This is a genomic window from Exiguobacterium sp. ZOR0005 (assembly GCF_000798975.1).
In the GTDB taxonomy this organism is placed as follows: Bacteria; Bacillota; Bacilli; order Exiguobacteriales; family Exiguobacteriaceae; genus Exiguobacterium; species Exiguobacterium aurantiacum.
This window is the reverse complement of the sequence record NZ_JTLB01000012.1, coordinates 98,883-123,485: the sequence shown is the minus strand read 5'-3', so window position 1 is coordinate 123,485 and position 24,603 is coordinate 98,883. Positions and strand designations below refer to the sequence as shown.

The window sequence follows — 24,603 nt, the reverse complement described above, 5'->3', positions numbered from 1 at the left end:
GTGGGCCCATGCTATGGATTGCCATGTTGGTCAGTTTTGTGATGGCCATCTTGATCACACCGCTCGTGCGCCGGTTTGCGTATTTGATTGGAGCGGTCGATCACCCGAACGCCCGAAAAGTTCATATGCGGCCGATGCCGCGAATCGGCGGCCTCGCCATCTTCATCTCGTTTTTGATCGGCTATGCGCTCCTATTGCCAGCGAGCCGTTACAATGACGCCATCTTGATCGGTGCCGTCGTCATCATCCTGACCGGTCTCATCGATGACCGGTTCCAGCTGTCGGCCCGCGTCAAACTGATGGGCCAGATGATCGCGACCGTCGTCGTGCTTCATTCCGGCATGCGCATCGAGATGATCAACTTGCCGTTCGACCAACAGCTATATCTCGGCTCATGGAGCATTCCCGTGACCGTGCTTTGGCTGATCGGCATCACGAACGCGATCAACTTGATCGACGGGCTCGACGGGCTCGCCGCCGGGGTGTCGAGCATCGCCCTCGGGACGATCGCGCTCCTCGCGATCATCCAAGGGAACGTCTATTTGACGATGATGGCCCTGCTGCTCCTTGCGAGCACGCTCGGCTTCCTCGTCCATAACTTCTATCCGGCGAAGATTTTCATGGGGGACACCGGGGCGCTCTTCCTCGGCTATATGCTCGCCGTGTTCTCGCTCATCGGGTTCAAGAACGTGACGTTGTTCTCGCTCGTCGTACCGGTATTGTTGCTCGGCCTGCCGATCTCGGACACGATCTTCGCGATCGTCCGCCGGCTCGTCCAAGGGCGGCCGCCGATGTCACCCGACAAGTCGCACATGCACCACCAATTGATCGACATGGGGTTCACGACGCGGCAAGCGGTCCTTCTCATGTACGGGATGACGTTCTTCTTCGGCATCGCCTCGATCCTGTTCGCGAAGACGACGATGCTCGGGGCGGTCATCACGTTCGTCATCGTCTTGATCGTCATCGAACTGATCGTCGAGTCGACGGAGTTGATCCATCCGAACTATAAACCGATCATCCAGACGACCCGGCGCCTGCTCGGCCGGACGAACGTGTCGGATTGACACTAAAACGACCGTAGACATGATGTCTACGGTCGTTTTTTAATACGTCGTCGTTTCACTGAGCCCGTCGTCGTCCGACTCTTCTTCCGTGTCAGAATCGGTGCCGGCCGTGACCGGAAGTCCGAGTTCGGTCTTGAGGAGCGCTTGTTTGTCGGCGAGGTCCGCCTCGTCGATCTCGTAGTAGTAGACGCCGCCGATCGTCAAGTCGTCACCTGCGAGCGTCTCTTGATTGAACGAGCGGAGCGACTTCGTGTACGGCTGGAGCTGTGACGCCTCTGCGAGCGACATGTTCGTCCGGATGTTGTTGCCGACGGCGTTCATGATCCGATTCAGTTTCGTGAACGAGTTGATCGTCGTCGCCTCGTTGATGATCGCCTCGAGCACTTGCTGCTGGCGTTTCGCACGGCCGACGTCACCCTCGGGGTCGTCTTTGCGCATCCGGGCGTAGGCGAGCGCCTCTTTGCCGTTCAGCGTCTGGACGCCCGGTTCGAGCTCGACGTTTCCGGTCGCTCGGCCCGAAATCGGGATCAACACGTCGACCTCGACGCCGCCGACCGCATCGACGAGGTCTTCGATCCCATCAAAGTTGATGGTCGCATAGTAGTCGATCGGGATGTCGAACAAGTTCTCGACCGTGGCGATCGTCGTGTCGATGCCGCCGTACGAGTAAGCATGGTTGATCTTGTCCTTGAACTCGCCGTCCGTCGTGACGATGTCGACGTACGCGTCACGCGGGATGCTGACGAGTGTGACTTGGCGAGATTCCTTGTTGAACGTCGCCACCATGAGGGAGTCGGTCCGTCCTTCCTCGAGCGAGGCACCGCCATCGACGCCGGCCAAGAGGACGGAGAAGTGATCTTTCGTCAAGTCGACCGTGTCGTCACGACGGTCCGATTTGTCGCCGCGGTTGAGCTCATCGTTCGTGTTCTCGGCCGTCTCGTTCGCCTTGAAGACGAAGTAGCCGAATGCCGCACCACCGAGGGCGATGACGATGCCGAGGGCGATGATGATGGCTTTCCATGGGGGACGTTTCTTACGAGGGGGTTGTTCCATGTCTTCTCCTCATTTCAGTCGTTTCTTTTAGTATACGTGACCTACCGCACAAAATCACGTTCGATGATACGGACGTCCTGGGTCTCGAGTCCCCCTTGTCCGTTCGTCAAGTCGACGAGCCAGGCGAGAGCGGTCTCGGTCGCTTCGACCGGGACGGAGACGTGGAACGTGACATCCTCGGCATAGACGATGTCATCGAGGAGATAGTCCGATTGGCGCAGTTCGTTTTCGACTTTCCCAATCCAGCCGTAATCGACCGACAGCGTCAGCCGTTGCATCGGGACACGCTCGACGATACCGACCGCATCGAGCCCTTCGCTCACCGTACCGCCGTAGGCCCGGATGAGCCCGCCGCCGCCGAGTTTGATGCCGCCGAAATAACGGGTGATGACGACGACCGTGTCTTTCAACTGTCGTTTGCGCAACACTTCAAGCATCGGCATCCCGGCCGTGCCGCTCGGTTCGCCGTCATCGTTCGCCTTCTGGTGCTCGTTCCGTTCTCCGATGATGTAGGCCGAACAGTTATGGTTGGCGTTCCAATGCGCCTTCTTGATCGTCTGGATGAACGCTTGCGCCTCTTCTTCGGTCTCGACCCGTTTGAAGTGGGCGATGAATTTTGACTTTTGAATGACGACCTCGTATTCTCCATCTTGTTTTATAGTATAATTTGGTTCAGCAGACATTTCTGAAAATTCTCCTTTCTATTTTTGAATATTTTTTTTAGAATTCAAGTAGGCGATTCCGCCTCGTTTGGCGAATTTGGCTAAGGAGACCTCTATGTGACACTGTAACATTCGCTTTTTGAGACGATAATAGAAACGAGGACTAACTACCGACGTATTAGGGGATGGCATCGTGAATCATATTACCGATCGTACAGCTTTAGAACATATCATAACAAATATGATTGATACGGTGACGGAAAGTAAAGAGGAGATCGTCCGGATAACCGAGAGTTCGGCCAACGAGTATTCGTTGATTCAAAACGAGTTGAAAGATTTGACGGAAAAGATCGAGTTTTATATCGCGGAATCGGACCGGCTCGATTTGCTCGTGAAAGCGGCGAAGAACAAGCTCGTCCAAGTGAGCAAGAAGTTTCATATACATAGCGAACAAGAGATCCGGGACGCCTACGAGCGGGCGAACCAGATGCAACTCGAGCGTTTCCTCGTCCAAAAAGAAGAGATGAACGCCCAGCAGCGCCGAAACGACCTCGAGCGCAGATTGCTCGTCCTCGAGGACACGATCGAACGGGCCGAAAAGCTCGTCAGCCGGGTGTCCGTCGTCTTGAACTTCTTACGTGACGACTTGCAACAAGAGTATTCGGACATGATGAAAAAACAAGAGATGGCGATCAGCGTCTTCGAGGCGGCGGAGCGCGAGCGGCGCCACCTCGCCCGTGAGATGCACGACGGACCGGCGCAATCGCTTGCTCATATTTTAATTCGGGCCGACTTGATTGAGAAGACGTTTGACAAACGCGGCAAGGACGAGGCGTTCGCCGAACTGCATGAGTTGAAGCGACTCATAAGAGGCGCCCTCGTCGACGTGCGGCGGCTCATCTATGACCTCCGTCCGATGTCGCTCGACGACCTCGGCTTCTTGCCGACGCTCGAGCGTTACCTTCATCAGACGGAGGAATACACGACGATCAAGACACGGCTCAACTATCGAGGCAACCGGGCGCGTCTCCCGGAGAAGCTTGAGATCAACGTGTTCCGCCTCGTCCAAGAGGCCGTCCAAAACGCGATCAAGCATTCGAAGACATCAGAAATCATCGTCAACGTCGAACAAGCGCACGACGCGATTCACATCCACGTGCGCGATCACGGCGTCGGCTTCGTCCCGAGCACGATCGGGGAAGAATCGTTCGGCATCGTAGGGATGCGCGAACGGATCGAGCTCGTCAATGGCAGCATCACCATCGATTCGGAAGTCGGCAAAGGGACGGTCGTCCGCATGTCGATTCCGATCACGTAACGGAAAGAACCAAGGGGGAATCATACAATGGAACTGACACAGACACGCATCGCGATCGTCGATGACCACGAGCTGTTTCGCGAAGGCTTGAAACGGATTTTTGATTTAGAGGACGAATTTTACGTCGTCGCCGAAGGACGCACCGGGCTCGACGCGATCCGTATCGCAAACGAGCACAACCCGGAAATCATGATTCTCGACATCAACATGCCGGACTTGAACGGGATCGAGGCGACGAAACAGTTGTCCCTCCTCTCGCCGGACACGCGCGTCCTCATCTTGTCGATCCATGACGATGAGTCATACATCACGCATGCGCTCGAAGCGGGCGCATCTGGCTTCTTGCTCAAAGAAGTCGCCTCGACCGAGCTCATCTCGGCCGTCCGTTCGGTCGCCAAGGACGGGGCGTATTTGCACCCGAAAGTGACGACGAACGTACTGAAAGAATATCGCCGCCTTCTGCAAATCAAAGATGAACATGCCGGCCGCAACGTCGAGAACCGCACGGACGATCCTGTCTATCAGTTGTTGTCACGCCGTGAAGTCGAAGTGCTCCACTTGCTCGCCGATGGCCGTTCGAACCGCGACATTAGCGACATGTTGTTCATCAGCGAGAAGACGGTCAAAAACCACGTCTCGTCCGTCCTTCGTAAAATGGACGTGAACGACCGGACACAAGCCGTCGTCGACGCGATTCGCCGCGGATGGGTCGAGATTTGACCGAGACCGATGCTTTACCTCGTTTTTGTGTTACAATATGGAATGGAATCCTAACATAATTGGAAAAATGAAACGATGTAAAGTGAGGATATAGAATGGGAAACATAGCTATTTTGACCGACAGTACCGCCTATTTGCCGGCCGATTTTTGTGAAGCGCGCGAGGTGCACGTCGCGCCGCTCAGCGTGATTTTTGACGGGGAGTCGTTCCGCGAAGCCGTCGACATCTCGACTGAGGCGTTCTATAGCCGTATCGAGGCAGGGAACTTGCCGACGACGTCACAGCCGAGCATCGGGGAGACGGTCGAATTGATCGAACAGCTCCCGAATGAAGTGACCGACGTCATCGCCATCACGCTCTCGAGCGGGATCAGCGGGACGTACCAGTCGATGATCGCCTTGAACGACATGGTCGACGTCAACGTCCATGCGTTCGATTCGGAAATCTCTTGCATGCCGCAAGCGTTCCTCGTCGAAGAAGCGGTCAAGCTCCGTGACGCCGGTGCCTCGGCGCAAGAGATCATGGCGCACTTAGAGAACGTGCGCGCCTCAATCCGTGCCTATTTCGTCGTCGACGACCTCGACCACTTGCAGCGCGGCGGGCGATTGAGCGCGGCCCAGGCGCTCGTCGGCTCGTTCCTTCAAATCAAGCCGGTGCTCCATTTCCAGGACCGACTCATCGTACCGTTCGAGAAAATCCGGACGTACAAGAAAGCGGTCCGTCGCATCGAAGAGATGATGGAAGAGACGATCAAAGGAGACGGAGAAGGGTACTGCATCGGCATCATCCATGCCAACTGCCCGGAGCGTCAAGCCGAAGAGATTGCCTCGATGAAAGCGAAGTTCCCGAAAGCGCACATCGCGGGGAGCCATTTCGGACCGGTCATCGGGACACATCTCGGACCGGGTGCGATCGGCATCACGTGGTATCGCCGCAACTGGTAACAAAAAGACGGCCGAACGGTCGTCTTTTTCGATGAAAGGAGAGAGGGCACGTGGCCAAATATCGACAAATCTACGAACAGCTCGTTGAACAGATGCGAAACGGTGTCCTCGAAGCGGAGTCGAAGTTGCCGTCAGAGACCGAACTCATGCACACGTACGACGCGAGCCGCGGCACGGTCCGCAAGGCGCTCGATCTCTTGCAAGAGCACGGCTACGTCCGGAAGCATCACGGCAAAGGCGTCTTCGTCTTGCGGCGCGACCAGATCGAGTTTCAGTTCAACGGGATCGTCAGCTTCTCGGAAGTGTACGCGAGCATGCTCGGCCGTTCCATCCAGACGACGGTCGCGTCGTTCGAGGAGATCGAGGCACCGCCTTGGCTCGCCGAACGGATGAACCTCGAGCCGGAGACGAGGATGTACCGCATCGAGCGGGTGCGAAATTTCGATGGCGAGAACGTCATCTTGGACGTGAACTACTTCGTCAAAGACCTCGTTCCCGGCCTGACGAGAGAGATCGCCGAGCGGTCGATCTATGAGTACGTCGAGCGTGAGCTCGGCCTTCAGATCAGTTACGCCAAACGAAAGATCGCCGCCGAGGACGTGACGGCGCTCGACCGGATAAGGCTCGATCTGCACGACTACGACTACGTCATCGTCATCACGAACGACACGTTCCTTTACGAGGGACGACAGTTCGAATATACGGAGTCCCGTCACCGGCTCGACAAGTTCCAGTTCAGTGACGTGGCCCGCCGCTAAGGCTCTTTCTTCGGAAAGGGTCTTTTTTTTGTCGTTTCGAATCGACACGAGAGGGAACAAAATGAGTGAACGACTGTCACACGTTTGTCACGATAACTTATATAGATAAGTTGTTGACACAACTCGTCTATATAAGTTAAACTTTTTTTGTAATCATATGTAACCGTTCTCAACAAACGCTTTCAAACAAAGGAGGCCTACATTATGAAGGCAGATTATCGTCAAATCGCGGCGGATATCCTCGAAGCCATCGGGGGCAAGGATAACGTCGACAAGGCGGCGCACTGTGTCACGCGGCTCCGTCTCTCACTGAAAGACCAGTCGAAAGTCGACGAGGCGAAAGTGAAAGAAGCCGACCTCGTCAAAGGGGCATTCGAGAACTCGGGTGTGTACCAAGTCGTCATCGGGGCGGGGGACGTCGAACGCGTCTACGCCGAGTTCATCAAGCTCGCCGGACTTGAGGCGGCGACGGTCGCCGAGGTCAAATCGGCCGGCGGCAAGAAGATGAACCCGCTTCAAAAACTCGTCAAAGTATTCTCGGACGTCTTCATGCCAATCATTCCGGCCATCATCGTCGCCGGTCTATTGATGGGGATCAACAACTTGCTCGCGTCGGAAGGCTTGTTCGTCGACAATGCGACGCTCATCGAGGCGTACCCGAACTTGCAAGGGCTGTGGGACCTCATTAACATGATGGCGAACACGGCGTTCGTCTTCCTGCCGGCACTCGTCGGTTGGTCGGCGACGAAACGGTTCGGCGGCAGCGAAGTACTCGGGATCGTCATGGGTCTCTTGCTCGTCCACCCGGACCTATTAAACGCCTGGGGTTACGGTCAAGCGGCGCTTGAAGGCGACGTTCCGACGTTCGACATCCTCGGCTTGTTCGAGATCGAGAAAGTCGGTTATCAAGGTCAAATCTTGCCGATTTTGGCTGCGGCCTTCATCTTGAGCCATATTGAGATCTTCTTGAAGAAACATGTGCCGAACGCGATCCAGCTTCTCGTCGTGCCGATCACGGCCATCGTCGTCACCGGTTTCCTCGCGCTCGCGATTGTTGGTCCGGTCACGCGTGGTCTCGGTAACATCATCGCGATGAGCCTCGTCAACGTGTTCGAGGCGATTCCGGTCGTCGGGGCGCTCCTCTTCGGATTGTTCTATGCACCGCTCGTCGTCACGGGGATGCACCATTTGTTCATTGCCATCGACTTGCAACTCGTCGCCGAGACGGGTGGTACGTTCATTTGGCCGATGATCGCTTTGTCGAACATCGCCCAAGGTTCGGCCGCACTCGCGATGTTCGTCGTTTACAAGCACAACGCGAAACAAAAGAGCATGGCGTCGACGTCGGCGATCTCCGCTTACTTTGGGATCACCGAGCCGGCCATGTTCGGGGTCAACTTGCCGAACAAGTTCCCGTTCTACTCGGCGATGATCGGATCGGCGACAGCCGCCATCTTTATCACGCTCAATAACGTCCAAGCGATCGGAATCGGTGTCGGGGGACTCCCTGGTTTCCTCTCGATCTTCACGGACAAGATTCTTCTCTTCATCGTCGGGATGATCATCGCGATCGTCGTCCCGTTCGTCTTGACGCTCGTCTTGTCGAAACGTTACATGAAGAAAGGTGAGATCGAACAGAATAAAGTAGCATGATGACTCGGGAGGGAGGGACGGCAGTTCGTCCCTCTTTTCCATTGGAATGAAAACTCTTACAAAAAGGAGACTACACACATGACACAACAAAACTGGCGCAAATCCGTCGTCTATCAAATCTATCCGAAAAGTTTCTACAGCCCGGAAGGCAACGCCACCGGATCCATCAAAGGGGTGACCGCGAAGCTCGACTACTTGGCCGAGCTCGGCATCGAGTACATTTGGATGACGCCGGTGTACAAGTCGCCGCAAAACGACAACGGTTATGACGTGAGTGACTATTACGCCATCGACCCATCGTACGGGACGATGGACGACCTCGATGAGCTCATCCGCGAGGCCGAGGCGCGCGGCATCGGACTCATGATGGACATCGTCGTCAACCACTCCTCGACCGAGCACGAGTGGTTCCAAAAGTCACTCGCCGGGGACGAGCGCTACCGCGACTACTACATCTGGCGCGACGAGCCGACGAACTGGGAGTCGAAGTTCGGCGGCAACGCCTGGAAGTACGACGAGAAGAGCGGCCAGTATTTCCTCCACTTGTTCGACGAGACGCAAGCCGACCTCAACTGGGAGAACGAACAGATGCGCGAGGACGTCTATGAGATGATGCGCTTCTGGCGCGAGAAAGGCATCAAAGGGTTCCGTCTCGACGTCATCAACTTGATCTCGAAACAGCAAGACTTCCCGGAAGACGACTCGGACGGCCGCAAGTTCTATACGGACGGGCCGCGCATCCACGAATTTTTGAAAGAGATGAACGAGGAAGTGTTCGAAGGGCACGACGTCATCACGGTCGGGGAGATGTCGTCGACGACGCTCGACCACTGCGTCCGTTACTCGAACCCGGACGAGAAAGAGCTCAGCATGACGTTCAGCTTCCACCACTTGAAAGTCGATTATCCGAACGGCGAGAAGTTCGTCGCCGCCCCGTTCGACTTCGTCCAGTTGAAAGACATCATGTCGACGTGGCAGGAAGGGATGCACGGCAAGGGCTGGAACGCCATCTTCTGGTGCAACCACGACCAGCCGCGCGTCGTCAGCCGCTTCGGCAATGACACCGACCATCGCGTCGAGAGTGCGAAGATGCTCGCGACGGTGCTCCACGGCCTGCAAGGTACGCCGTACATCTATCAAGGCGAGGAGATCGGTATGACGAACCCGGGCTTCGACTCGCTCGACGATTATCGCGACATCGAGACGCTCAACATCTACAAGTTGAAGCGTGAGCAGGGCGTGTCGCACGAGGACATGATGGCCGCCATCAAGCAGAAGTCGCGCGACAACTCGCGGACGCCGATGCAGTGGGACGCGACGCCGCACGCCGGATTCACGAGCGGGACACCGTGGATCAACGTGGCGCCGAACTATACCGACGTCAACGTCGAGACGGCACTCGACGACCCGAACTCGGTGTTCTATCACTACAAGAACTTGATCTCACTCCGAAAAGAACTCGACGTGTTGACGGACGGGGACTATACGCTCTTGACGCCGGACGCGCTCGACGTTTGGGCGTACACGCGGAAGACGGATGAGGAAGAAGTGCTCGTCGTCGCCAACTTCTACGGCCCTGAGACGACGTATGAGATTCCGGAAGGCTTCACGCGGGCCGACGTCGTCAGCCACAACTACGACGTGCCACAACTCGACGGGACGACGTTGTCGCTCCGGGCGTACGAGGCAATCATGTTCTACAAGAAGTGAATCGAAGGGGTGATCGGTCCGATTTGAATCGGGCCGGTCGCCTTTTTTCATTAAGAGGTGGGACGGGGGAGGGGCACGACTCGATTTATCAAAACGAGTAAACTGATCGTAGCCCTAGACGATTGTTCACGTCCGGGATTACAGAAAAGTCTACGAAAAGAACGGAGGATTCGATGATGGAATCGATACGCTATACGACGGAGCCGCCTGCTGACTTTGGAGCATTGTTAACCATCTATGAAGAGTTAGGATGGAATTCACTTGGGTTGTCCGCCGAAGAGCTGGAGAAAATGTGTCGTCAAAGTTGGCATGCGCTGTATGCGTTTGACGATCATCGGTTGGTGGGGATGGGGCGCGTGATTTCAGACGGGGTGATTACCGGCATCATATGCGGTGTGTGCGTGTCACCGAGCCATCAGGGGAAAGGGATCGGCAAAGACATCATGGTTCAACTCATTCAGCACTGTGACCGACATCGTGTCATCCCTCAGCTTATGTGTGTGGAAGAACTGGAACCGTATTATGAGAAGCTCGGATTTGAAAAGTTTTCAATTGGAATGACGAAAAGACGAACCGCCTAGTGATTGGATCGGTTATTTGAACGTCAACGAAATATTCACGGACTCAGCGATGCGGCCTTCCGTCGATTAAAAGGTGTACGTGAAAGAGTTGCCTGTCGTCCACCTTGACGTCCAAGAGGCATAACAAAAGGTTCATCCGCGTATGTCGTGGATGAACCTTCTCTAATTGTTGAGACGTCGTTCTAAGTGATCTACAAAATCAGGTGAATCGATGTCGTCATAGAAGATGTCCTCAGTATAACGCTCGACCCCATCGATTGTGACTTGGAGTTTGATGGAGTGGAAGCGAATATTACGGTCGTCCGCCTCCCATTTGAGTTCACGTAACAAATCCGCCACCTCTTCATAAGTGTACGATTTACTCCCCACACGAGCAAAGAGGATTCCGTATCGCGCTCCATAAAAGGAGAGCCCCGTCACTTGGTCCACCTCTAGGTCGTCAAGGTCAATTTTGTTTACTTCGTCTTTATTTTCATCCCATTGTAAATACGGTAATTCGCTCATAAGTGAGATACGGCCTGAGAAGGCTAACCGGAGAGCATCTTGCACAGCTCGATCGTAAGCTTCTTGGATACGCGTGTATGTATTGAACTTTGAGACGACATCTTCTTCATAGCTATCATCGACAATCTTGCCGCTTCGGGTCACCCTTACCGTAAAATCGGTGTCGATGCTCGTGTCTGAAGCCATTCTGATGTGATATTTCGGATCATATAGCGATAAATACATGACGTCTGTCACATGGAGCGTTGGATCTGGATAAGTCTGGTGCACATAGTCTTTGGCAGTTTGGATGGCACGCTGTTCGGCTTTCTCGCTTCCGTCTAACACATACCATGCCCACCATACTAACAAAAAGATGCCAAGCATCTTCAAGCCAATCTTGATGAAGTGAATCGTTCGTTTTTCCATTTATTCGAATGCCATCCGTTCGTCATGATTTCGTTGCAGTCTTTCGGCCAACGCCTCCTCGTCAATGTCTTCCGCGTTGACGCGTCCCGAATAGAATGACTCGTTCCCGTCTTGAATCGAGATGAGGAGCGTCCGGAACGGCACATCGGCCTCGTCGAGCACGCGTTTGACGTCACGCATCCGTTCACTCGCGTGCTGTGCGGTCGCGTTTTCACCTTCAATCCAGATGACGAGAGAACCGTGATCGCGTCCGATTTGTTTGATGTCGTACGGGTGATCGAGGATGAGCGTCGCTGGGTCGAGCGCCTCTTCGGCCGAGCCTTCGCCTTCATAGAGGGTCAACACTTCTTCATACAAATCGTGCTTGAACGAGAGCGAGCGGAGGGCTGTTTCCACGAGCGGGCGATACTCCGTATTCAATCGATTGAACGTCACCATCCCGGACAGGACTTGATCATAGTAATCGGCGATAATCGCTCCATCCCCGTTTACAACTACGTCAAACTGTGTGTCCTCGCTCGCCTGCGACACGAGGGTCACGACGTATGTGTCGCTGCCCCAAATTTGTAGACCGGCGCCAAGTGGTGACAACTCGATATGTGGATACGTCGAAGCGACGTATTGTTCCGCCGCCGCGATCGCCCGCCGTTCGTCCCGCGGATCACCGAACAATGTGTGTGACAGGAGCGTGCCGACACCGTATAGGATGAGCCCCGCTCCGATCAGTGTCCCGAGAAAACGACGCATGTATACCACTTCCTCACTAAAATAGTCTGTTTCTTCCATCATCGTAATCGATTCCGTGCATGAACACATCCGCCTTAAGAACGAAACGGGGCGACTTGCTTGCGATAACGGGAATGTCATGGAAGCAGGCGGCCTGGTAGCGTCAGAGAAAAAGGACTGATCTCATGGGACAACTCGTCATCGATACGACCGGGACACCGGCAATCCGCTTCGGAGTCTGCCAACGCTGCTTGAGCATGGACACCCGCTCATTCACGTGTCACCACGGCAATTGCCGCTATTGCCGCAACTGTCTCCACCTCGGGCGCGTCTGCGGCTGCGACTTTTTACGAGAACTCGACGTCACGACGCCGATCGAGCCGACCGAGCTCGTCATGCCGTTCGAATTGAGCGACGGCCAACGTCATGTGAGTGAACAGCTCCTCAAATGGTGGGGCGACAAGTCGTCCGGGCTCGTCCACGCCGTCTGCGGGTCCGGCAAGACGGAGATGGCGTTCCCGGTCATCGAACGTGTCGTAAACGTTGGGAAACGCGTGCTCATCGTCTCGCCGCGGCGTGACGTCGCCATCGAATGGGCCGATCGTTTGGAGCGGGGCTTCTCTGTCCCGGTCACGCGGCGCTACGGCGGCGGGGAGAAAGACACGATCGGCATGATCACCGTCGCGACGGCACCGCTTCTGTTGAATCTGAAACATGTCTTCGACTATGTGCTCGTCGATGAATCGGACGCGTTCCCTTTCGCCTTCGACATGGCGCTCTGGTGGACGATCCGACGCGTGGGGAAAGGGGTCTTCTTATTCGTGACGGCGACCCCGACCGTCTGGCAGCGTCAGTTCCCGACCGTCCACTTGTCACGCCGCTATCACGGGCACGACTTGCCCGTCCCGACGCTCGTCAAACAGACGGACGAGGCGATCGTCGCGTTTTGCCGACGCGAGACGCCGCGGCTCTTGTTCGTCCCGACGAAGGCCGACCTCATCCGGTACGGGGAAGTGCTCGAAGCGAACGGATTCACCTATCAGGCCGTCTCGGCCGACACGGATGAGCGGACGGATGTGCTCGAGTGGCTCGCCTCTGAGAACGGGGTCGTGCTCGCGACATCGATTTGGGAGCGGGGCATGACGGTGCGCGGGGTCGACGTCGCCGTGATTGAGAGTGAACACGTGCTCTTCACGTCACGCGGACTCATCCAAATGGCGGGCCGGGCCGGACGGAAACCGGACGCGCCGACCGGGGACGTCGTCTTCTTTTACAACGAGCGGACGTTCCGGCAAGACCGGGCCATCGAAGCGATCAAACAGGCGAACCGCCGATGAACTGTCTCGTCTGTCGAAAACCGATGACGGTGCCGTGGACGCCGGGGACGTTGCTCCGGCGCGACTGGGTCTGTTCCGATTGTGAGTCGTTGCTGACGCCGCTCGTACCCGGTTGTCCGCGCTGCGGCCATCCGACCGAAGACGGACGGACGTGCGCCGATTGCGTCCGTTGGCTCGGCCTCGGGTTCGACCTGACCGTCCGTTCGTTTTACGCCTACGACGAAGCGGGGGCGAACTGGTTGCATCGGTACAAGTTCGGCGGAGACACGGCGCTCGTCGAACATGTGCGATCGGTCCTCCGAACGTGCCGCGAACCGGGGACGATCTATGTGCCGATTCCGCTCGGAGCGGAACGGTTGAAGACGCGCCGGTTCAACCAGGCCGAGCTGCTCGCCCGCGCCATCGGACCGACGGCATCGCTTCTGGAAAAGAAGGAGGTTTCAAGTCAGCGTGAACTTGGGAAAGAACAAAGGCGACACCGTCCAAACCCGTTCGCTATACATAAGGCGTCCCGGTGTGAGAAAATCGTTCTCATCGACGACGTCTACACGACGGGGACGACGCTCCATCAGGCGGCGTTCACGCTCAAGAAAGCTGGCTATGAAGAAGTTTCTGCCGTTTGCTTGTTCCGGGCGCTAAACAAATCAAAAACGCGTCCGATATAAAGGGCAGAGGTGAATGACATTGGAAGCGACAACTTGTCAAACGTGCGGGCGCTTGTTCATGAAACAAGGCCGCTCGCCATACTGCCCGTCCTGCGCTGAAGTCGATTTTCAAAACTTCTTGAAAGTGCGCGACTTCATCCGCGAACCAGCGAACAAACAGACAACGATTGGAGCCCTCGTCGAAGCGACAGGCGTCTCCGAACTTGATATCACGCGATACATCCATGAAGGACGCTTGATCATCAAGGACAATCCTGCACTTGCCATCAGTTGCGTCCGGTGCGGTGAACCGACGAACGCAGGCAAAGTATGTGCCAGTTGCCAGACCGACATGCAGCAGGAACTTCAACACTTGCAAGCCAGTGTCACGAAACCGAGCGTCCGCGCTTATCGTTTGGACTAACATCATGAAGAGGGGGGACACGCATGCGCATCGATTCTGCCAAGTGGGTACATTTACCGAACACTTACGAGAAGAAAACGCAAGCCGAGACGAAGCCCGAGCCAACACGCCAAACGGACCGACTATCGATATCGGCGGAAGCCCGCGCCCGGTTTGAAGAACCGGTGAAACATCCGGATCGCCTCGAGAAGATCAACGCCTTGAAGGCCGAGATCGACGCGGGGACGTATTCACGGGACGCGCGCGACATCGCCAAACGCTTTCTACAAGGATGAATGGAAGCGAGGTCCGCTTGAGGCCTTCGCATGGATAACACGGCACGGAAGCTGACTAGACAAGGGAACCCCTTTTTTAGTCGGCTCTTTTTTTGGAAAAAGGAGACCATTATGCTCACATTACATACACGTTTGCTCGAACTCGCCTACGACAAAGAACAGCTGTTGATCAAAGGCGACATGCCCGCCTTCACGGCGCTCGTCAAAGAAGAAGCGAAACTCGTCCGTCAAATCGCACAAAAAGAAGCGGAACGACTTCAAGGTTTGCTCGTTTTGGACGATGAAGAGAAAGAAGCACTGAGACCGGTCTTGTTCGAATTGAAACGGCAGAACGAATTGAACGCCGCGCTGCTCGAACAGTCGCTCAACTACATCAACTGGCATCTCGACATGCTCATGCCAGACGCAGACGATTTCACTTACGGCCAACAAGCGTTCGAGACACGCTCGTTCAGCCGCGACGTATAAGGGGGAAGATTCATGGGTTCAACATTTATGGGATTGGAGACGGCACGACGAAGCCTCTCGACGCACCAATGGGCGCTCCAGGCGACCGGCAACAACGTCGCCAACGCCTCTAACCCGGGCTATTCGCGCCAACGCCTGACGATCGGCATGACCGAGCAGTTGAGCGTCAGCTTCGGCGGCACGAAGGCCGGACAGTTCGGGACCGGTGTCCGCGGTGAGACGCTCGCCCGGATTCGCGACTTGATGATCGACCAGCAGTATCGGGACGAGTCGGTGAAGAACGCCTTCTACGCGACGAAACAGGCCGCCTTCGGCCGGATGGAAGACATCATCAACGAGCCGTCGGAGAACGGCCTCGCCAAATCGCTCGACTTGTTCTGGGCGTCGCTCCAAGACTTGTCGGTCAACCCGGACGACACGGGCGCGCGCAGCGTCGTACGCCAACGGGCGATGACGCTCACGGAGACGTTCAACTACATGTCGTCGTCGCTCTCGAAAGTCCAGGACGACTTGAAATCGGAAGCCGACGTCGTCGTGAAGAAGATCAACGACCTCATGACGAAGATCGCGAACGTCAACCGCCAGATCGGCGACTCTGAGCCGCTCGGCGTGTTGCCGAACGAGCTGTACGACGAGCGCGATCGCTACATGGACGAGCTCGCCCAATACATCGACTTCAAGCGCGTCCCGGTCGACTACTTGAACGGAGAGACGCGCGGGAACTCGCAACGTGTCGCCGAAGGCCGTCTCGACATCCGCGTCACGATCAACGGGCAAGACGTGACGCTCGTCGACGGCATCTCAGGTGGCGTCGGCAAGTTCGACAACTTGGCGATGACGGACGCGACGGGTGCTTCGACAGACTTGACGCACGCCGACATGCCGAACGGGAAATGGAAGGCGCTCGTCGAGATGTACGGCTCGGCCGACGGTCCGGAAGGGGCCGACGGGGCCTTCACGACGATGCTCAAAGACTTGGACGAGATGGCGAAACAGTTCGCCACAGCGTTCAATGATCTGCACAGTCAAAACAAGGACGCCAAAGGGACGGACGGGACGAGCGACTTCTTCGCGAACGTCGATAGCGCCGCCACGATCAAAGTGAGCGACGCCATCATGAAGAACCTCGACTTGATCGCCGCGTCAAAAGACGGCAACATCGGGGACGGCAGCGGGGCACTCGCGCTCGCGAACTTGAAGACGACAGCGCTCGCCTTCAACGGCTCGGTCACGACCGACACGTCGATCGGCAAGTATTATCAGAACGTGATCGGTAACATGGCCGTCGCGGCCGACCAGAGCGGACGGCTCGCCGCGAGCACGTTCGCCCTCATGGCGAGCTCGGACCAGCGCCGCATGTCGGTAAGCGCCGTGTCGCTCGACGAGGAGATGACGATGATGATCCAGTACCAGCACGCCTATAACGCGGCGGCCCGGAACATCACCGCCGTCGACGAGATGCTCGATAAAATCATCAACGGCATGGGAATCGTAGGGAGGTAATGACTGATGCGTGTCACACAGACGATGCTCACACAGACGAACTTGAAGCACTTGTCGTCGAGCTATAACACGCTCGCGAAAGTGCAAGAACAACTGATCAGCGGGAAACGGATTCAACGCGCCTCGGAGGACCCGGTCGTCGCGATGCAAGGCATCCGCTACCGGACCGAGGTGCGCGAGATCGACCAGTTCCGCCGCAACGTCAGCGAGGCGACGAGCTGGATGGACTTGACCGATTCGACGCTGAACGAAGTCACGGAAGCCGTCAAACGAATCCGCGAACTGACGACGCAAGCGTCGAACGACACGTACGAGTCGTCGCAGCGGGCGATCATCAAGAGTGAGATTGACCAGCTCGTCGAACATATCGGTTCGCTCGCGAACGCGAAGTCGGGCGAGAAGTACATTTATAACGGCACGAAGACGGATCAACCGCTCATCGACATGGCGGCGCTGAAGGCGTTCCTCGCCGACCCGGCCGCGGACGTCGATTCGATTTATACGGGCGGTGTGCCAACAGACAGCGGCAAGATCGCCTTCGAGGTGTCAAAAGGCATCACGATGCAAGTGAACATGCAGCCGGAGACAGTGTTCGGCCGGGAGCTGTTCGAAGGGCTCCGTGACCTCAGCCGCCTGCTCGGCGACGAGACGACGGGCGGGGCCGACTTATCGGCCCAGCTCGCGACGCTCGACACGCTCGGACAGAACTTGATCACGGAACGGGCCGAGCTCGGTGCGCGCGCGAACCGGCTCGAACTCGTCGACAACCGTCTGCAAGACCACGAGATCATCGCGAAGACGATCATGTCGAACAACGAGGACATCGACATCGAGCGCGTCATCATGGAGCTCAAATCCCATGAGACGGTGCACCGGGCCGCACTGTCGGCCGGTGCCCGCATCATCCAGCCGACGCTCCTCGATTTCCTTCGGTAACGGCGGATGAATCTCGCGAGGCTTGAGATGCGGCAGACGCATGCCGCCATCCAAATGACGTCGAACCGGCCCGTGCTCGAAATGCGCCAAGGCCGGGCCGACATGACGATGACGCAAGGGAAGGCCGAGATGACGCAACGGACGACACAAGGGACGCTCGAGGTCGACTCGTCGGTCGCTTGGAGCGAGAGCAACTTAAAAGGCGCGCTCGAGCTCGGCCGTCACTTCGGTGGGCTCGGTGAGCAAGGGGCGCGTGAGGCGACGAGCATGGCCGCCCGCGAAGGCGACCAGCTCATGCGCATCGAGAACGGCAACCCGATTCCACAGATCGCCGCGAGCAAAGTGAACGACCCGTATCCGGTCGTCGACCTCGACTTCATGCCGAAGTCGATCGACCGCGTCAAGTTGACGTACACGCCGGCGGATGTCAAAATCGAGTGGAACGTGACACCGGCCCAGATTGATGTATCGCTCACCCCGACCGACATCTCGTTCACGCCATGGACGACGGACATCTCGCTCCGTCAACAGGCGTCGCTCGAGATGTGGGCGGTCGGTGGGATGTATGATGAGACGCGTTGAAAGTGAGGAAGATCCATGTTCATTGAGACAGATTATTTTGGCAAGATCGAAGTGAAAGAAGAAGAGACGATCTCGTTCGTCAGTGAGATCCCGGGGTTCCCGGAGTCGAAGACGTTCGCGCTCATCCCGTACGGTGACGACCTTCCGTTTTGGTCGCTCCAGTCGCTTGAGGACAAGGCGTGCGCCTTCGTCGTGACGAACCCGTTCTGGCATAAGCCGGACTACGCGTTCGAGTTGACGGACGGGGCGAAAGACCAGCTCGGCATCGACGAGGCCGAACACGTCTCGGTGTATGCAATCGTCACCCTCCGCGAGCCGTTCGAGACGTCGACGCTCAACTTGAAGGCCCCGATCGTCATCGAGACGAACGAGCGCCGCGGCAAACAAGTCATCTTAGACGATGCCTATCCGGCCCGCTTCCCGCTCGGCGGCCAGAAAAGTGAGGTGCGCTGATGCTCGTATTGAAACGAAAACAAGGCGAGGCGATCCATATCGGTGACGACGTGACGCTGACGGTGCTCGCGATCGAGGGCGACCAAGTGAAGCTCGGCATCGACGCGCCGCGCCATATCGACATCCATCGCCACGAAGTGTACGTCCAAATGCAGGCCGAGAACGAGTCGGCCCGGGACAGTGCCAACTTGATGCGACAGATGATGCAAAACAAGTCGGAAGCGTGAGCTTTCGGCTTTTTGGCGTCATGATTTTTTGACAAGGATGACAGACGTCACGCCAATACGATACGATGGATGGGAAATTTCGGGGAAAGGACGCGGTCGTTTGGGTCAAGTTGTCAATATCTTCTTCATCAATATCAGCATCATCTATCTCGTCTTGTCGCTCACGCTCTACTTGATGCGGCACGTATTGCCGGTGCAAGTGGCGTCGCCGCTCGCTGTCCGGGTATGGTTCGGGCTCGCGATGGGGGTCGCGGCCGTCTTGTTGACCGTCAACTCGTTCTCGGTCGGGGAGGCGCGCATCGACCTCCGTATCATCCCGCTCGCCTTGGCGGCGGCGTATGCCGGACCGGTCGGGGTCGCCGTCACGATTGGGCTGACACTTCTTGGTCGCTTCGGGCTCGACGGCATGACCGATCAGTTCATCCGCTCGCTCGGCACACTCGGCCTGTTTTTCGTCTTATCGCTCGTCTTGAATCGATTGTCACTGCGGCGCGGTCACTTATACTCGGCCTATCTCGTGTTTGGGGCCGTGCTCGTCTTATTCCGCATCGCCGGGAATATTCCGATGCACGCGTTCACGAATGTGTTCCTGCCGTATTTCGTCATCACATTCTTCGGCGGCTGGATGTGCTACTGGGTCGCGAAACAGATCGAGACGCATTTACGCATGTTCCGGCTCCATACGCAACGGGCGACCGTCGACGAGTTGACAGGGCTACCGAACCGTTATATGACGCTCGAACGGTTGAACGACGTCGAGGCGTCGGGCCTCCCATGGGCGCTCCTCGTCATCGACGTCGACCGATTCAAACAGTTGAACGATACATATGGCCACCGGGCCGGGGATGCGGTGTTGCGTCGAATCGGGACGACGCTCCGCGACCATTGTCCGGAAGCTGGCTTCGTCGGACGTTACGGCGGGGAAGAGTTCGTCATGGTGACCGAGGACACGCATGATGCCGATCAGCTCGCCGAACGCCTCGTCCGTGCGGTCCGGGAGACGACGTATACGTTCGAGGGCCAACCGATTCCGATGACGATCTCGGTCGGGGTGTCGATCGCGAATGCCGAACCGGGCACGGTCGTGTTCGAGCGGGCCGACGCGGCGCTCTATCAGGCGAAGGCGGACGGGCGCGACCAAGTGAAGATCGGGTAAACAAAAAATCGGCCGCGGCCGATTTTTTTAGTGGATATTTTTCTTCTTGAACTGTCCGCCCCGGACGTCGTGGATGTTGCCGATGGCGAGGAACGCCTTCTCGTCATAGTCGTCGAGGATGTCTTTCAGCTTCGTCTCCTCGAGTCGGCTGATGACCGTGAAGACGACTTTCTTCCCGCCGCCCGTATAGGCGCCTTCCCCGTGCAAGTACGTCACGCCGCGGCCGAGCCGGTCCATGATCGCCTGGCCGACGTCTTCAGGTGACGTCGTGATGATCCACGCCGCCTTCGATTGGTCGAGCCCCTCCAAGACAACGTCAATCGTCTTGAAGGCGATGAAGTAAGTGAGGAGGGAGTACATCGCCCGGTCCCAGCTGAAGACGAAACCGGCCGTCCCGAGGATGAAGATATTGAAGAACATGACGATCTCGCCGACCGAGAACGGGAGCCGGTTCGTGAAGGAGACGGCCAAAATCTCGGTCCCGTCGAGCGATCCGCCGGCGCGGATGACGAGGCCGATTCCGACGCCGAGCAAGAAGCCGCCGAAGACGGTCGACAAGAGCAGGTCGTCCGTGAACGGCTCGACGTTATGTAGCAGAATCGTGAAGCCCGACATGAGCAGGATCGCCGTCAACGTGACGACGGCGAACGTCTTCCCGATCTGACGATAACCAAAGTAAATGAACGGCAAGTTGAAGAGGACGAGCCAGATGGCGAGTTTCGTGCCGGACAAGTACGACACGATGATCGACACCCCGACGATGCCGCCGTCGATGATCTGGTTCGGGACGAGGAACGCCTCGAGCCCGATGGCGAAGATGAAGGCGCCGAACAAGAGGAGGAGTCCTTTGGCGACGAGTTCCGTCCCTTTGATCGGGTTATGTTCGCGCTTCAAGCGCGTCACTTCCTCCGGTGACGGGGAAGGCATCGGTGGACGCTGCATGTGACATCCGCCCCTTTCCTTTTTTTTATTTAGTATAGCATGTCGACCCCGGATGCGAACGACACCATCTCGTGAATTTAGTTATGTGTTATAACTAAAAATATGCTAGACTGATGAAATGTAAGGAAAGGAAGGGTACTATGAAACGAACAAAATGGAGCGTCAACCTCATAATGAACGTCATCGGGGGTTTGATCGCCGCTTATGGACTCGAGTCGGTCCTTATCCCGAACAACGTCTCCGACGGGGGCATCACCGGCCTCAGCATCGTCGGTTCTCAGCTGTTCGGCTTGCCGCTCGGGATCTTCATCGCCATCTTGAACGTCCCGTTCATCTATCTCGGCTATAAACAAATCGGCAAAAGCTTCGCGATCTTGTCGGTCACCGGTATCGCCTCGCTCTCGATCGGCACCGTCGTCATGCACCACGTCCCGACGATCATCGAAGGGGACGCGCTCCTCATCACGGTCGTCGGCGGGATCATCATCGGTCTCGGCATGGGGCTCGCGCTTCGGAACGGGGGCGCGCTCGACGGGATCGACATGCTCGCCGTCTTATTGTCGCGGAAGCTGCCGTTCAGCACGAGCGACTTGATCCTCTTTTTGAACGCGTTCGTCTTCATCGTCGTCTCGACGGTGTTCGGGCTCCAAGGCGCGGTCTTGTCAGCCATCGCCTACTTCATCGCCTCGAAAGTGATTCATATCGTCGAGGAGGGCCTGAGCGGGGCGAAGACGTTCAACATCATCACGAGCGCACCCGACGAGATGGTCGAGACGATTCGCGACCGGCTCGGACGGAGCGTGACGCGCAAATCGATTCAAGGCTCGTACTCGAAAGCGGCGTACCATGAGATCACATGCGTCATCAACCGGCTCGAGGAGCGGAAGTTGAAAGACATCATCGATCACGTCGACCCGGAGGCGTTCGTCGTCGTGTATGAAGTGACGGAAGTGAAAGGCGGCACGTTCCAAAAGCGCGACATCCACTGAACACCTGGCCGAATCTGGTCCGGTGTTTTTTTGATTTGGCAGGAGAACGGGCGGGGCGCATTGAACTAGTGGGGATTCAGAAAGGAGGGATGCGATGCGTCCGCTCATCCTCGGCGTGTTCGCCGCGCTCTTTTTTGCGAGCACGTTCGTCTTAAATGAAGCCATGCATATCGGGGGCGGCCACTGGGCGTATAGCGCCTCGCTCCGCTTCTTGTTCATGATTCCGCTCCTCGTCTTAGTCGTCGCCATGCGCGGCGGATTGGGACGGGTGCGAAAGGAACTCGCAAGCGACCCGGTGCCGTGGCTCGTCTGGGGGACGGTCGGGTTCGGCCTGTTTTACGTCCCGATCTGTATCGCCGCCGTCGAGGCGCCGCCTTGGCTCATCGCCGGCACGTGGCAAGTGACGATCCTCGCCGGGGCGCTCTTGTCGCCGCTCTTCAAAAAAGCGGACGGGACGCGCGAACAGATTCCGTGGACGGCGATCCGATTCTCCGGGATTATTCTGTTCGGTGTCGTCCTCATGCAAGTCGAGTTTTTACAGACGTTCGAGCCGCGCTTCCTGCTGATCGGAGTCTTGCCGGTGCTCGTCGCCGCGTTCGCCTATCCGCTCGGCAACCGGAAGATGATGGCCCACACCGACCTCGACGTGTTCGAGCGCATCCTCGGCATGTGCGTCGGCTCGCTCCCGGTATGGCTGCTGTTCTTCGGCTACGGGCTGACGACCGGTGTGCCGTCGGGGGCGCAAGTGTCGCAGACGCTCCTCGTCGCGTTACTGTCCGGCGTCATCGCGACGGTGCTCTTCTTCAAGGCGACCGACCTCGTCAAACACGACATGGGCCGGCTCGCGACGGTCGAGGCGACACAGGCGCTCGAGGTGCTGTTCGCGCTCGTCGGCGAGATTTTGATTTTACAGGCGGGGCTGCCGTCAGGGCTGTCGCTCCTTGGAATTGGGATTGTCATGCTCGGCGTCACGTTGCATAGCCGGGCTTCACTCAAAGTGATGGAAAGGTCAGTCGCGATCGACCGTTACGGGAAGGAGGGATGAAGATGGCATATGGAATGATCGGCAAGTTGACCGCGATTCAAGGAGAGCGGGAGACGTTGCTGGCGATATTGCTTGAGGCCGCCACGGCGATGGAACAGGAAGCGGGGTGCGAGGCGTATCGGGTGAGCGTCTCGCTAGACGACGACGCGATCGTCGTCTATGAAGTGTGGGCAAGTGAGGCCGCCCACCAACAGTCGCTCGCGCTTCCAGTGACAAAGCGATTGATCGATCAGGCGAAGCCGATCTTGGCCGGTGTCGAACGGCTCGTGACGATTGAGCCGAAAGGGAAGCATTAAAAGAACCCACGTCCGCGGACGTGGGTTTGTCAGTTACGATTTTGTGAGGCTGCCTTTGACTTTGGCGTAGAAATCGTCCATCATACCAGTACGGCTGCCGAGCTGGCAGACGAGTTCGAGCGTCTCTTTATAGAACTTCTTGACGAGCCCTTTGTTTTTGATGGCTGGCATCGATGCGAGCGTCTTCTCTAAGTTCTGCAAGATCTCTTCGATTTGCGCGTCCGAGTCCGGCTTCACGATCGTCATGTTTTCCGGGATCTTGACGATTTTGTCTTGCTCCTGGTGACGGAACGAGGCGCCGAAGCCGAGGTTCTCGATGAAGAGGTGCGGCATTGCCTTCTGGCCGAAGAACTGTTTATGCCAGTCCGTCGCTTTCATCGTGTCCATGTCCTGCTTGAACGTGGACGCCGTCGAGACGTACTGTTTGAACAGGTCGGTCATGAACTTCTCGATGACCGGGATTTGAAGGGCGAAGACGTTTTTTAAGAGCGCGTCGAGCTGCGCCCGTGACAATTGGGATTCGTTAGACATGTCGGTTCCTCTTTTCTATAATGCGATACTTTTATCGTATGGGATTGGGGAACGTGCGTCAACGCATCCCGAAACATTTTTTCAGAATATTTAATGATTTGCCTGCATTTTGTGCGATAATCGTCTCATGGCAGGAATAAAGAGGAGTGGATCAACATGAACAAAACATTGAAGTGGGCCGTCGCGCTTGGCGTGACCGGGGCCCTTGTCGCAACGGTCGGTGTCGTCTCGTCCCGGGGACGGACTGATGACACGTCGCAGACGATTCGGGACCGTGCCCTCGGCTATGAGATCATTCTCCCGTCGAAGATCGCCGAGGCGATCGAGCGCGGAGACGTCTACATCGAGAAGTCGCAAGACGTGACCGATATCGGCGACAAGGCGAGCTACGGCACGTTCGACCTCTACTACAATCTTGAGGGCGGCGACGACCAGTTGTTGTTCCACTTGGACCTCGTCGACCGCGAGTTGTCAGAAGAGGCGTTCGCGGAGGAAGTCGGCTACGGCAACTACCTCGGTGCGAGCGACAAGACGTTCTTCTGGGTCGAACCGACCGAAGCCGTGCCGGGTGCCGAGGCGCACACGGATGAGATCACGGAGCTCCTCGAGACGCTCCCGGAGCTCGAGTTCCGCACGTTATGAGTCCGCCCGCTTCGGCGGGCTTTTTGTTGTGCTACAATAAAGGCGAGGT

29 protein-coding genes are annotated in these 24,603 nt (G+C 57.0%); 23 read left to right on the top strand and 6 right to left on the bottom strand.

The features are described from left to right. Nucleotides 1–8 precede the first annotated feature (8 nt). Nucleotides 9–1,067: a glycosyltransferase family 4 protein gene (locus L971_RS04280; RefSeq protein WP_047374478.1), complete on the top strand. Its 1,059-nt coding sequence runs from the start codon at nt 9–11 to the stop codon at nt 1,065–1,067. 39 nt (nt 1,068–1,106) lie between these two features. On the opposite strand, the gene L971_RS04275 is transcribed toward L971_RS04280, so the two are convergent. Both L971_RS04275 and L971_RS04270 read right to left on the bottom strand, forming a co-directional pair. Further along, the gene (locus L971_RS04275) at nt 1,107–2,120 is read right to left on the bottom strand and encodes an LCP family protein (protein ID WP_047374476.1); all 1,014 of its coding nucleotides are present in this window, start codon (nt 2,118–2,120) and stop codon (nt 1,107–1,109) included. A gap of 41 nt (nt 2,121–2,161) precedes the next feature. Further along, nucleotides 2,162–2,803, bottom strand: coding sequence for a YigZ family protein (locus L971_RS04270; protein ID WP_024370503.1), 642 nt, complete (start codon nt 2,801–2,803; stop codon nt 2,162–2,164). A 172-nt stretch (nt 2,804–2,975) separates the two neighbouring features. Between L971_RS04270 and L971_RS04265 the strand changes: the two genes are divergently transcribed. The 7 genes from L971_RS04265 (at nt 2,976) to L971_RS04235 (ending at nt 10,466) form a co-directional block, all read left to right on the top strand. Further along, nucleotides 2,976–4,100: a sensor histidine kinase gene (locus L971_RS04265; protein WP_197053159.1), complete on the top strand. Its 1,125-nt coding sequence runs from the start codon at nt 2,976–2,978 to the stop codon at nt 4,098–4,100. A gap of 27 nt (nt 4,101–4,127) precedes the next feature. Continuing rightward, nucleotides 4,128–4,820 carry a response regulator transcription factor gene (locus tag L971_RS04260; RefSeq protein WP_024370501.1) on the top strand — a complete coding sequence of 231 codons (693 nt, stop codon included), beginning with the start codon at nt 4,128–4,130 and terminating at the stop codon, nt 4,818–4,820. A gap of 95 nt (nt 4,821–4,915) precedes the next feature. After that, a complete protein-coding gene (locus L971_RS04255) occupies nt 4,916–5,764 on the top strand; it encodes a DegV family protein (RefSeq protein ID WP_024370500.1) in 849 nt (282 codons plus the stop codon). Nucleotides 5,765–5,856: 92 nt separating this feature from the next. Continuing rightward, nucleotides 5,857–6,522, top strand: a complete 666-nt coding sequence (treR, locus tag L971_RS04250; protein WP_052200287.1) for a trehalose operon repressor — start codon at nt 5,857–5,859, stop codon at nt 6,520–6,522. A 204-nt stretch (nt 6,523–6,726) separates the two neighbouring features. Further along, a complete protein-coding gene (treP, locus tag L971_RS04245; RefSeq protein ID WP_024370498.1) occupies nt 6,727–8,175 on the top strand; it encodes a PTS system trehalose-specific EIIBC component in 1,449 nt (482 codons plus the stop codon). 78 nt (nt 8,176–8,253) lie between these two features. Then, entirely contained in the window at nt 8,254–9,885 is a 1,632-nt protein-coding gene (treC, locus tag L971_RS04240) for an alpha,alpha-phosphotrehalase (protein ID WP_047374472.1), read from the top strand. 173 nt (nt 9,886–10,058) lie between these two features. Beyond that, a complete protein-coding gene (locus L971_RS04235) occupies nt 10,059–10,466 on the top strand; it encodes a GNAT family N-acetyltransferase (protein ID WP_047374469.1) in 408 nt (135 codons plus the stop codon). 162 nt (nt 10,467–10,628) lie between these two features. On the opposite strand, the gene L971_RS04230 is transcribed toward L971_RS04235, so the two are convergent. Both L971_RS04230 and L971_RS04225 read right to left on the bottom strand, forming a co-directional pair. Continuing rightward, nucleotides 10,629–11,378 (bottom strand): hypothetical protein, encoded by a 750-nt coding sequence (locus L971_RS04230; RefSeq protein ID WP_047374467.1) that lies wholly within the window; start codon nt 11,376–11,378, stop codon nt 10,629–10,631. Further along, nucleotides 11,379–12,125, bottom strand: coding sequence for a hypothetical protein (locus L971_RS04225; protein ID WP_047374465.1), 747 nt, complete (start codon nt 12,123–12,125; stop codon nt 11,379–11,381). 164 nt (nt 12,126–12,289) lie between these two features. On the opposite strand from L971_RS04225, the gene L971_RS04220 reads away from it, so the two are divergent. From L971_RS04220 to L971_RS04170, 11 genes are all read left to right on the top strand, one after another. Then, entirely contained in the window at nt 12,290–13,441 is a 1,152-nt protein-coding gene (locus L971_RS04220; protein ID WP_047374463.1) for a helicase-related protein, read from the top strand. Then, nucleotides 13,438–14,106: a ComF family protein gene (locus L971_RS14795; protein WP_052200265.1), complete on the top strand. Its 669-nt coding sequence runs from the start codon at nt 13,438–13,440 to the stop codon at nt 14,104–14,106. The genes L971_RS04220 and L971_RS14795 overlap by 4 nt, the downstream gene beginning before the upstream one ends. Before the next feature lie 13 nt (nt 14,107–14,119). Then, complete coding sequence (locus L971_RS04210; RefSeq protein ID WP_231557559.1) at nt 14,120–14,509, top strand: flagellar protein; 390 nt, start codon at nt 14,120–14,122, stop codon at nt 14,507–14,509. A 23-nt stretch (nt 14,510–14,532) separates the two neighbouring features. After that, nucleotides 14,533–14,784, top strand: a complete 252-nt coding sequence (locus tag L971_RS04205; protein ID WP_024370489.1) for a flagellar biosynthesis anti-sigma factor FlgM — start codon at nt 14,533–14,535, stop codon at nt 14,782–14,784. A gap of 111 nt (nt 14,785–14,895) precedes the next feature. Next, nucleotides 14,896–15,252, top strand: coding sequence for a flagellar export chaperone FlgN (gene flgN, locus L971_RS04200; RefSeq protein WP_047374461.1), 357 nt, complete (start codon nt 14,896–14,898; stop codon nt 15,250–15,252). A 12-nt stretch (nt 15,253–15,264) separates the two neighbouring features. Then, the gene (gene flgK / locus L971_RS04195; RefSeq protein WP_047374459.1) at nt 15,265–16,755 is read left to right on the top strand and encodes a flagellar hook-associated protein FlgK; all 1,491 of its coding nucleotides are present in this window, start codon (nt 15,265–15,267) and stop codon (nt 16,753–16,755) included. A gap of 6 nt (nt 16,756–16,761) precedes the next feature. Further along, nucleotides 16,762–17,691, top strand: coding sequence for a flagellar hook-associated protein FlgL (gene flgL, locus L971_RS04190; protein WP_047374458.1), 930 nt, complete (start codon nt 16,762–16,764; stop codon nt 17,689–17,691). 27 nt (nt 17,692–17,718) lie between these two features. Further along, nucleotides 17,719–18,273, top strand: coding sequence for a DUF6470 family protein (locus L971_RS04185; RefSeq protein ID WP_231557558.1), 555 nt, complete (start codon nt 17,719–17,721; stop codon nt 18,271–18,273). A 15-nt stretch (nt 18,274–18,288) separates the two neighbouring features. Further along, nucleotides 18,289–18,726 (top strand): flagellar assembly protein FliW, encoded by a 438-nt coding sequence (fliW, locus tag L971_RS04180; RefSeq protein WP_024370484.1) that lies wholly within the window; start codon nt 18,289–18,291, stop codon nt 18,724–18,726. Beyond that, nucleotides 18,726–18,953, top strand: a complete 228-nt coding sequence (gene csrA, locus L971_RS04175) for a carbon storage regulator CsrA (protein WP_024370483.1) — start codon at nt 18,726–18,728, stop codon at nt 18,951–18,953. Before fliW ends, csrA begins: the two co-directional genes overlap by 1 nt. A 100-nt stretch (nt 18,954–19,053) precedes the next feature. After that, nucleotides 19,054–20,109, top strand: coding sequence for a GGDEF domain-containing protein (locus L971_RS04170; RefSeq protein WP_024370482.1), 1,056 nt, complete (start codon nt 19,054–19,056; stop codon nt 20,107–20,109). Nucleotides 20,110–20,136: 27 nt separating this feature from the next. Here the strand turns inward: L971_RS04170 and L971_RS04165 are convergent, their stop codons facing one another. Continuing rightward, nucleotides 20,137–21,051: a YitT family protein gene (locus tag L971_RS04165; protein WP_052200263.1), complete on the bottom strand. Its 915-nt coding sequence runs from the start codon at nt 21,049–21,051 to the stop codon at nt 20,137–20,139. A 113-nt stretch (nt 21,052–21,164) separates the two neighbouring features. Here L971_RS04165 and L971_RS04160 point away from each other — a divergent pair, with 113 nt between their 5' ends. The 3 genes from L971_RS04160 to L971_RS04150 all read left to right on the top strand — a co-directional run bounded on the left by L971_RS04160 (nt 21,165) and on the right by L971_RS04150 (nt 23,381). Then, entirely contained in the window at nt 21,165–22,040 is an 876-nt protein-coding gene (locus L971_RS04160) for a YitT family protein (RefSeq protein WP_024370480.1), read from the top strand. Between the two features lie 94 nt (nt 22,041–22,134). Continuing rightward, nucleotides 22,135–23,085, top strand: a complete 951-nt coding sequence (locus L971_RS04155) for a multidrug resistance efflux transporter family protein (RefSeq protein WP_047374453.1) — start codon at nt 22,135–22,137, stop codon at nt 23,083–23,085. 2 nt (nt 23,086–23,087) lie between these two features. Further along, nucleotides 23,088–23,381: a putative quinol monooxygenase gene (locus L971_RS04150; protein ID WP_047374452.1), complete on the top strand. Its 294-nt coding sequence runs from the start codon at nt 23,088–23,090 to the stop codon at nt 23,379–23,381. A gap of 33 nt (nt 23,382–23,414) precedes the next feature. On the opposite strand, the gene L971_RS04145 is transcribed toward L971_RS04150, so the two are convergent. Then, complete coding sequence (locus L971_RS04145) at nt 23,415–23,912, bottom strand: hypothetical protein (RefSeq protein ID WP_024370477.1); 498 nt, start codon at nt 23,910–23,912, stop codon at nt 23,415–23,417. A gap of 156 nt (nt 23,913–24,068) precedes the next feature. Here L971_RS04145 and L971_RS04140 point away from each other — a divergent pair, with 156 nt between their 5' ends. Then, the gene (locus L971_RS04140) at nt 24,069–24,554 is read left to right on the top strand and encodes a hypothetical protein (protein WP_024370476.1); all 486 of its coding nucleotides are present in this window, start codon (nt 24,069–24,071) and stop codon (nt 24,552–24,554) included. The last annotated feature ends 49 nt before the right edge of the window (nt 24,555–24,603 follow it).

Coding starts and splice junctions, on each gene's coding strand:
- flgL (WP_047374458.1), top strand. CDS start 16,762: ATGCGTGTCACACAGACGATGCTCACACAGACGAACTTGAAGCACTTG.
- L971_RS04140 (WP_024370476.1), top strand. CDS start 24,069: ATGAACAAAACATTGAAGTGGGCCGTCGCGCTTGGCGTGACCGGGGCC.
- treR (WP_052200287.1), top strand. CDS start 5,857: ATGCGAAACGGTGTCCTCGAAGCGGAGTCGAAGTTGCCGTCAGAGACC.
- L971_RS04270 (WP_024370503.1), bottom strand. CDS start 2,803: ATGTCTGCTGAACCAAATTATACTATAAAACAAGATGGAGAATACGAG.
- L971_RS04160 (WP_024370480.1), top strand. CDS start 21,165: ATGAAATGTAAGGAAAGGAAGGGTACTATGAAACGAACAAAATGGAGC.
- flgK (WP_047374459.1), top strand. CDS start 15,265: ATGGGTTCAACATTTATGGGATTGGAGACGGCACGACGAAGCCTCTCG.
- L971_RS04280 (WP_047374478.1), top strand. CDS start 9: ATGCTATGGATTGCCATGTTGGTCAGTTTTGTGATGGCCATCTTGATC.
- L971_RS04145 (WP_024370477.1), bottom strand. CDS start 23,912: ATGTCTAACGAATCCCAATTGTCACGGGCGCAGCTCGACGCGCTCTTA.
- L971_RS04275 (WP_047374476.1), bottom strand. CDS start 2,120: ATGGAACAACCCCCTCGTAAGAAACGTCCCCCATGGAAAGCCATCATC.
- L971_RS04220 (WP_047374463.1), top strand. CDS start 12,290: ATGGGACAACTCGTCATCGATACGACCGGGACACCGGCAATCCGCTTC.
- L971_RS04225 (WP_047374465.1), bottom strand. CDS start 12,125: ATGCGTCGTTTTCTCGGGACACTGATCGGAGCGGGGCTCATCCTATAC.
- L971_RS14795 (WP_052200265.1), top strand. CDS start 13,438: ATGAACTGTCTCGTCTGTCGAAAACCGATGACGGTGCCGTGGACGCCG.
- L971_RS04235 (WP_047374469.1), top strand. CDS start 10,059: ATGATGGAATCGATACGCTATACGACGGAGCCGCCTGCTGACTTTGGA.
- L971_RS04255 (WP_024370500.1), top strand. CDS start 4,916: ATGGGAAACATAGCTATTTTGACCGACAGTACCGCCTATTTGCCGGCC.
- L971_RS04205 (WP_024370489.1), top strand. CDS start 14,533: ATGCGCATCGATTCTGCCAAGTGGGTACATTTACCGAACACTTACGAG.
- L971_RS04165 (WP_052200263.1), bottom strand. CDS start 21,051: ATGCAGCGTCCACCGATGCCTTCCCCGTCACCGGAGGAAGTGACGCGC.
- treP (WP_024370498.1), top strand. CDS start 6,727: ATGAAGGCAGATTATCGTCAAATCGCGGCGGATATCCTCGAAGCCATC.
- L971_RS04155 (WP_047374453.1), top strand. CDS start 22,135: ATGCGTCCGCTCATCCTCGGCGTGTTCGCCGCGCTCTTTTTTGCGAGC.
- L971_RS04185 (WP_231557558.1), top strand. CDS start 17,719: ATGCGGCAGACGCATGCCGCCATCCAAATGACGTCGAACCGGCCCGTG.
- treC (WP_047374472.1), top strand. CDS start 8,254: ATGACACAACAAAACTGGCGCAAATCCGTCGTCTATCAAATCTATCCG.
- L971_RS04260 (WP_024370501.1), top strand. CDS start 4,128: ATGGAACTGACACAGACACGCATCGCGATCGTCGATGACCACGAGCTG.
- L971_RS04210 (WP_231557559.1), top strand. CDS start 14,120: ATGACATTGGAAGCGACAACTTGTCAAACGTGCGGGCGCTTGTTCATG.
- csrA (WP_024370483.1), top strand. CDS start 18,726: ATGCTCGTATTGAAACGAAAACAAGGCGAGGCGATCCATATCGGTGAC.
- L971_RS04150 (WP_047374452.1), top strand. CDS start 23,088: ATGGCATATGGAATGATCGGCAAGTTGACCGCGATTCAAGGAGAGCGG.
- L971_RS04230 (WP_047374467.1), bottom strand. CDS start 11,378: ATGGAAAAACGAACGATTCACTTCATCAAGATTGGCTTGAAGATGCTT.
- fliW (WP_024370484.1), top strand. CDS start 18,289: ATGTTCATTGAGACAGATTATTTTGGCAAGATCGAAGTGAAAGAAGAA.
- flgN (WP_047374461.1), top strand. CDS start 14,896: ATGCTCACATTACATACACGTTTGCTCGAACTCGCCTACGACAAAGAA.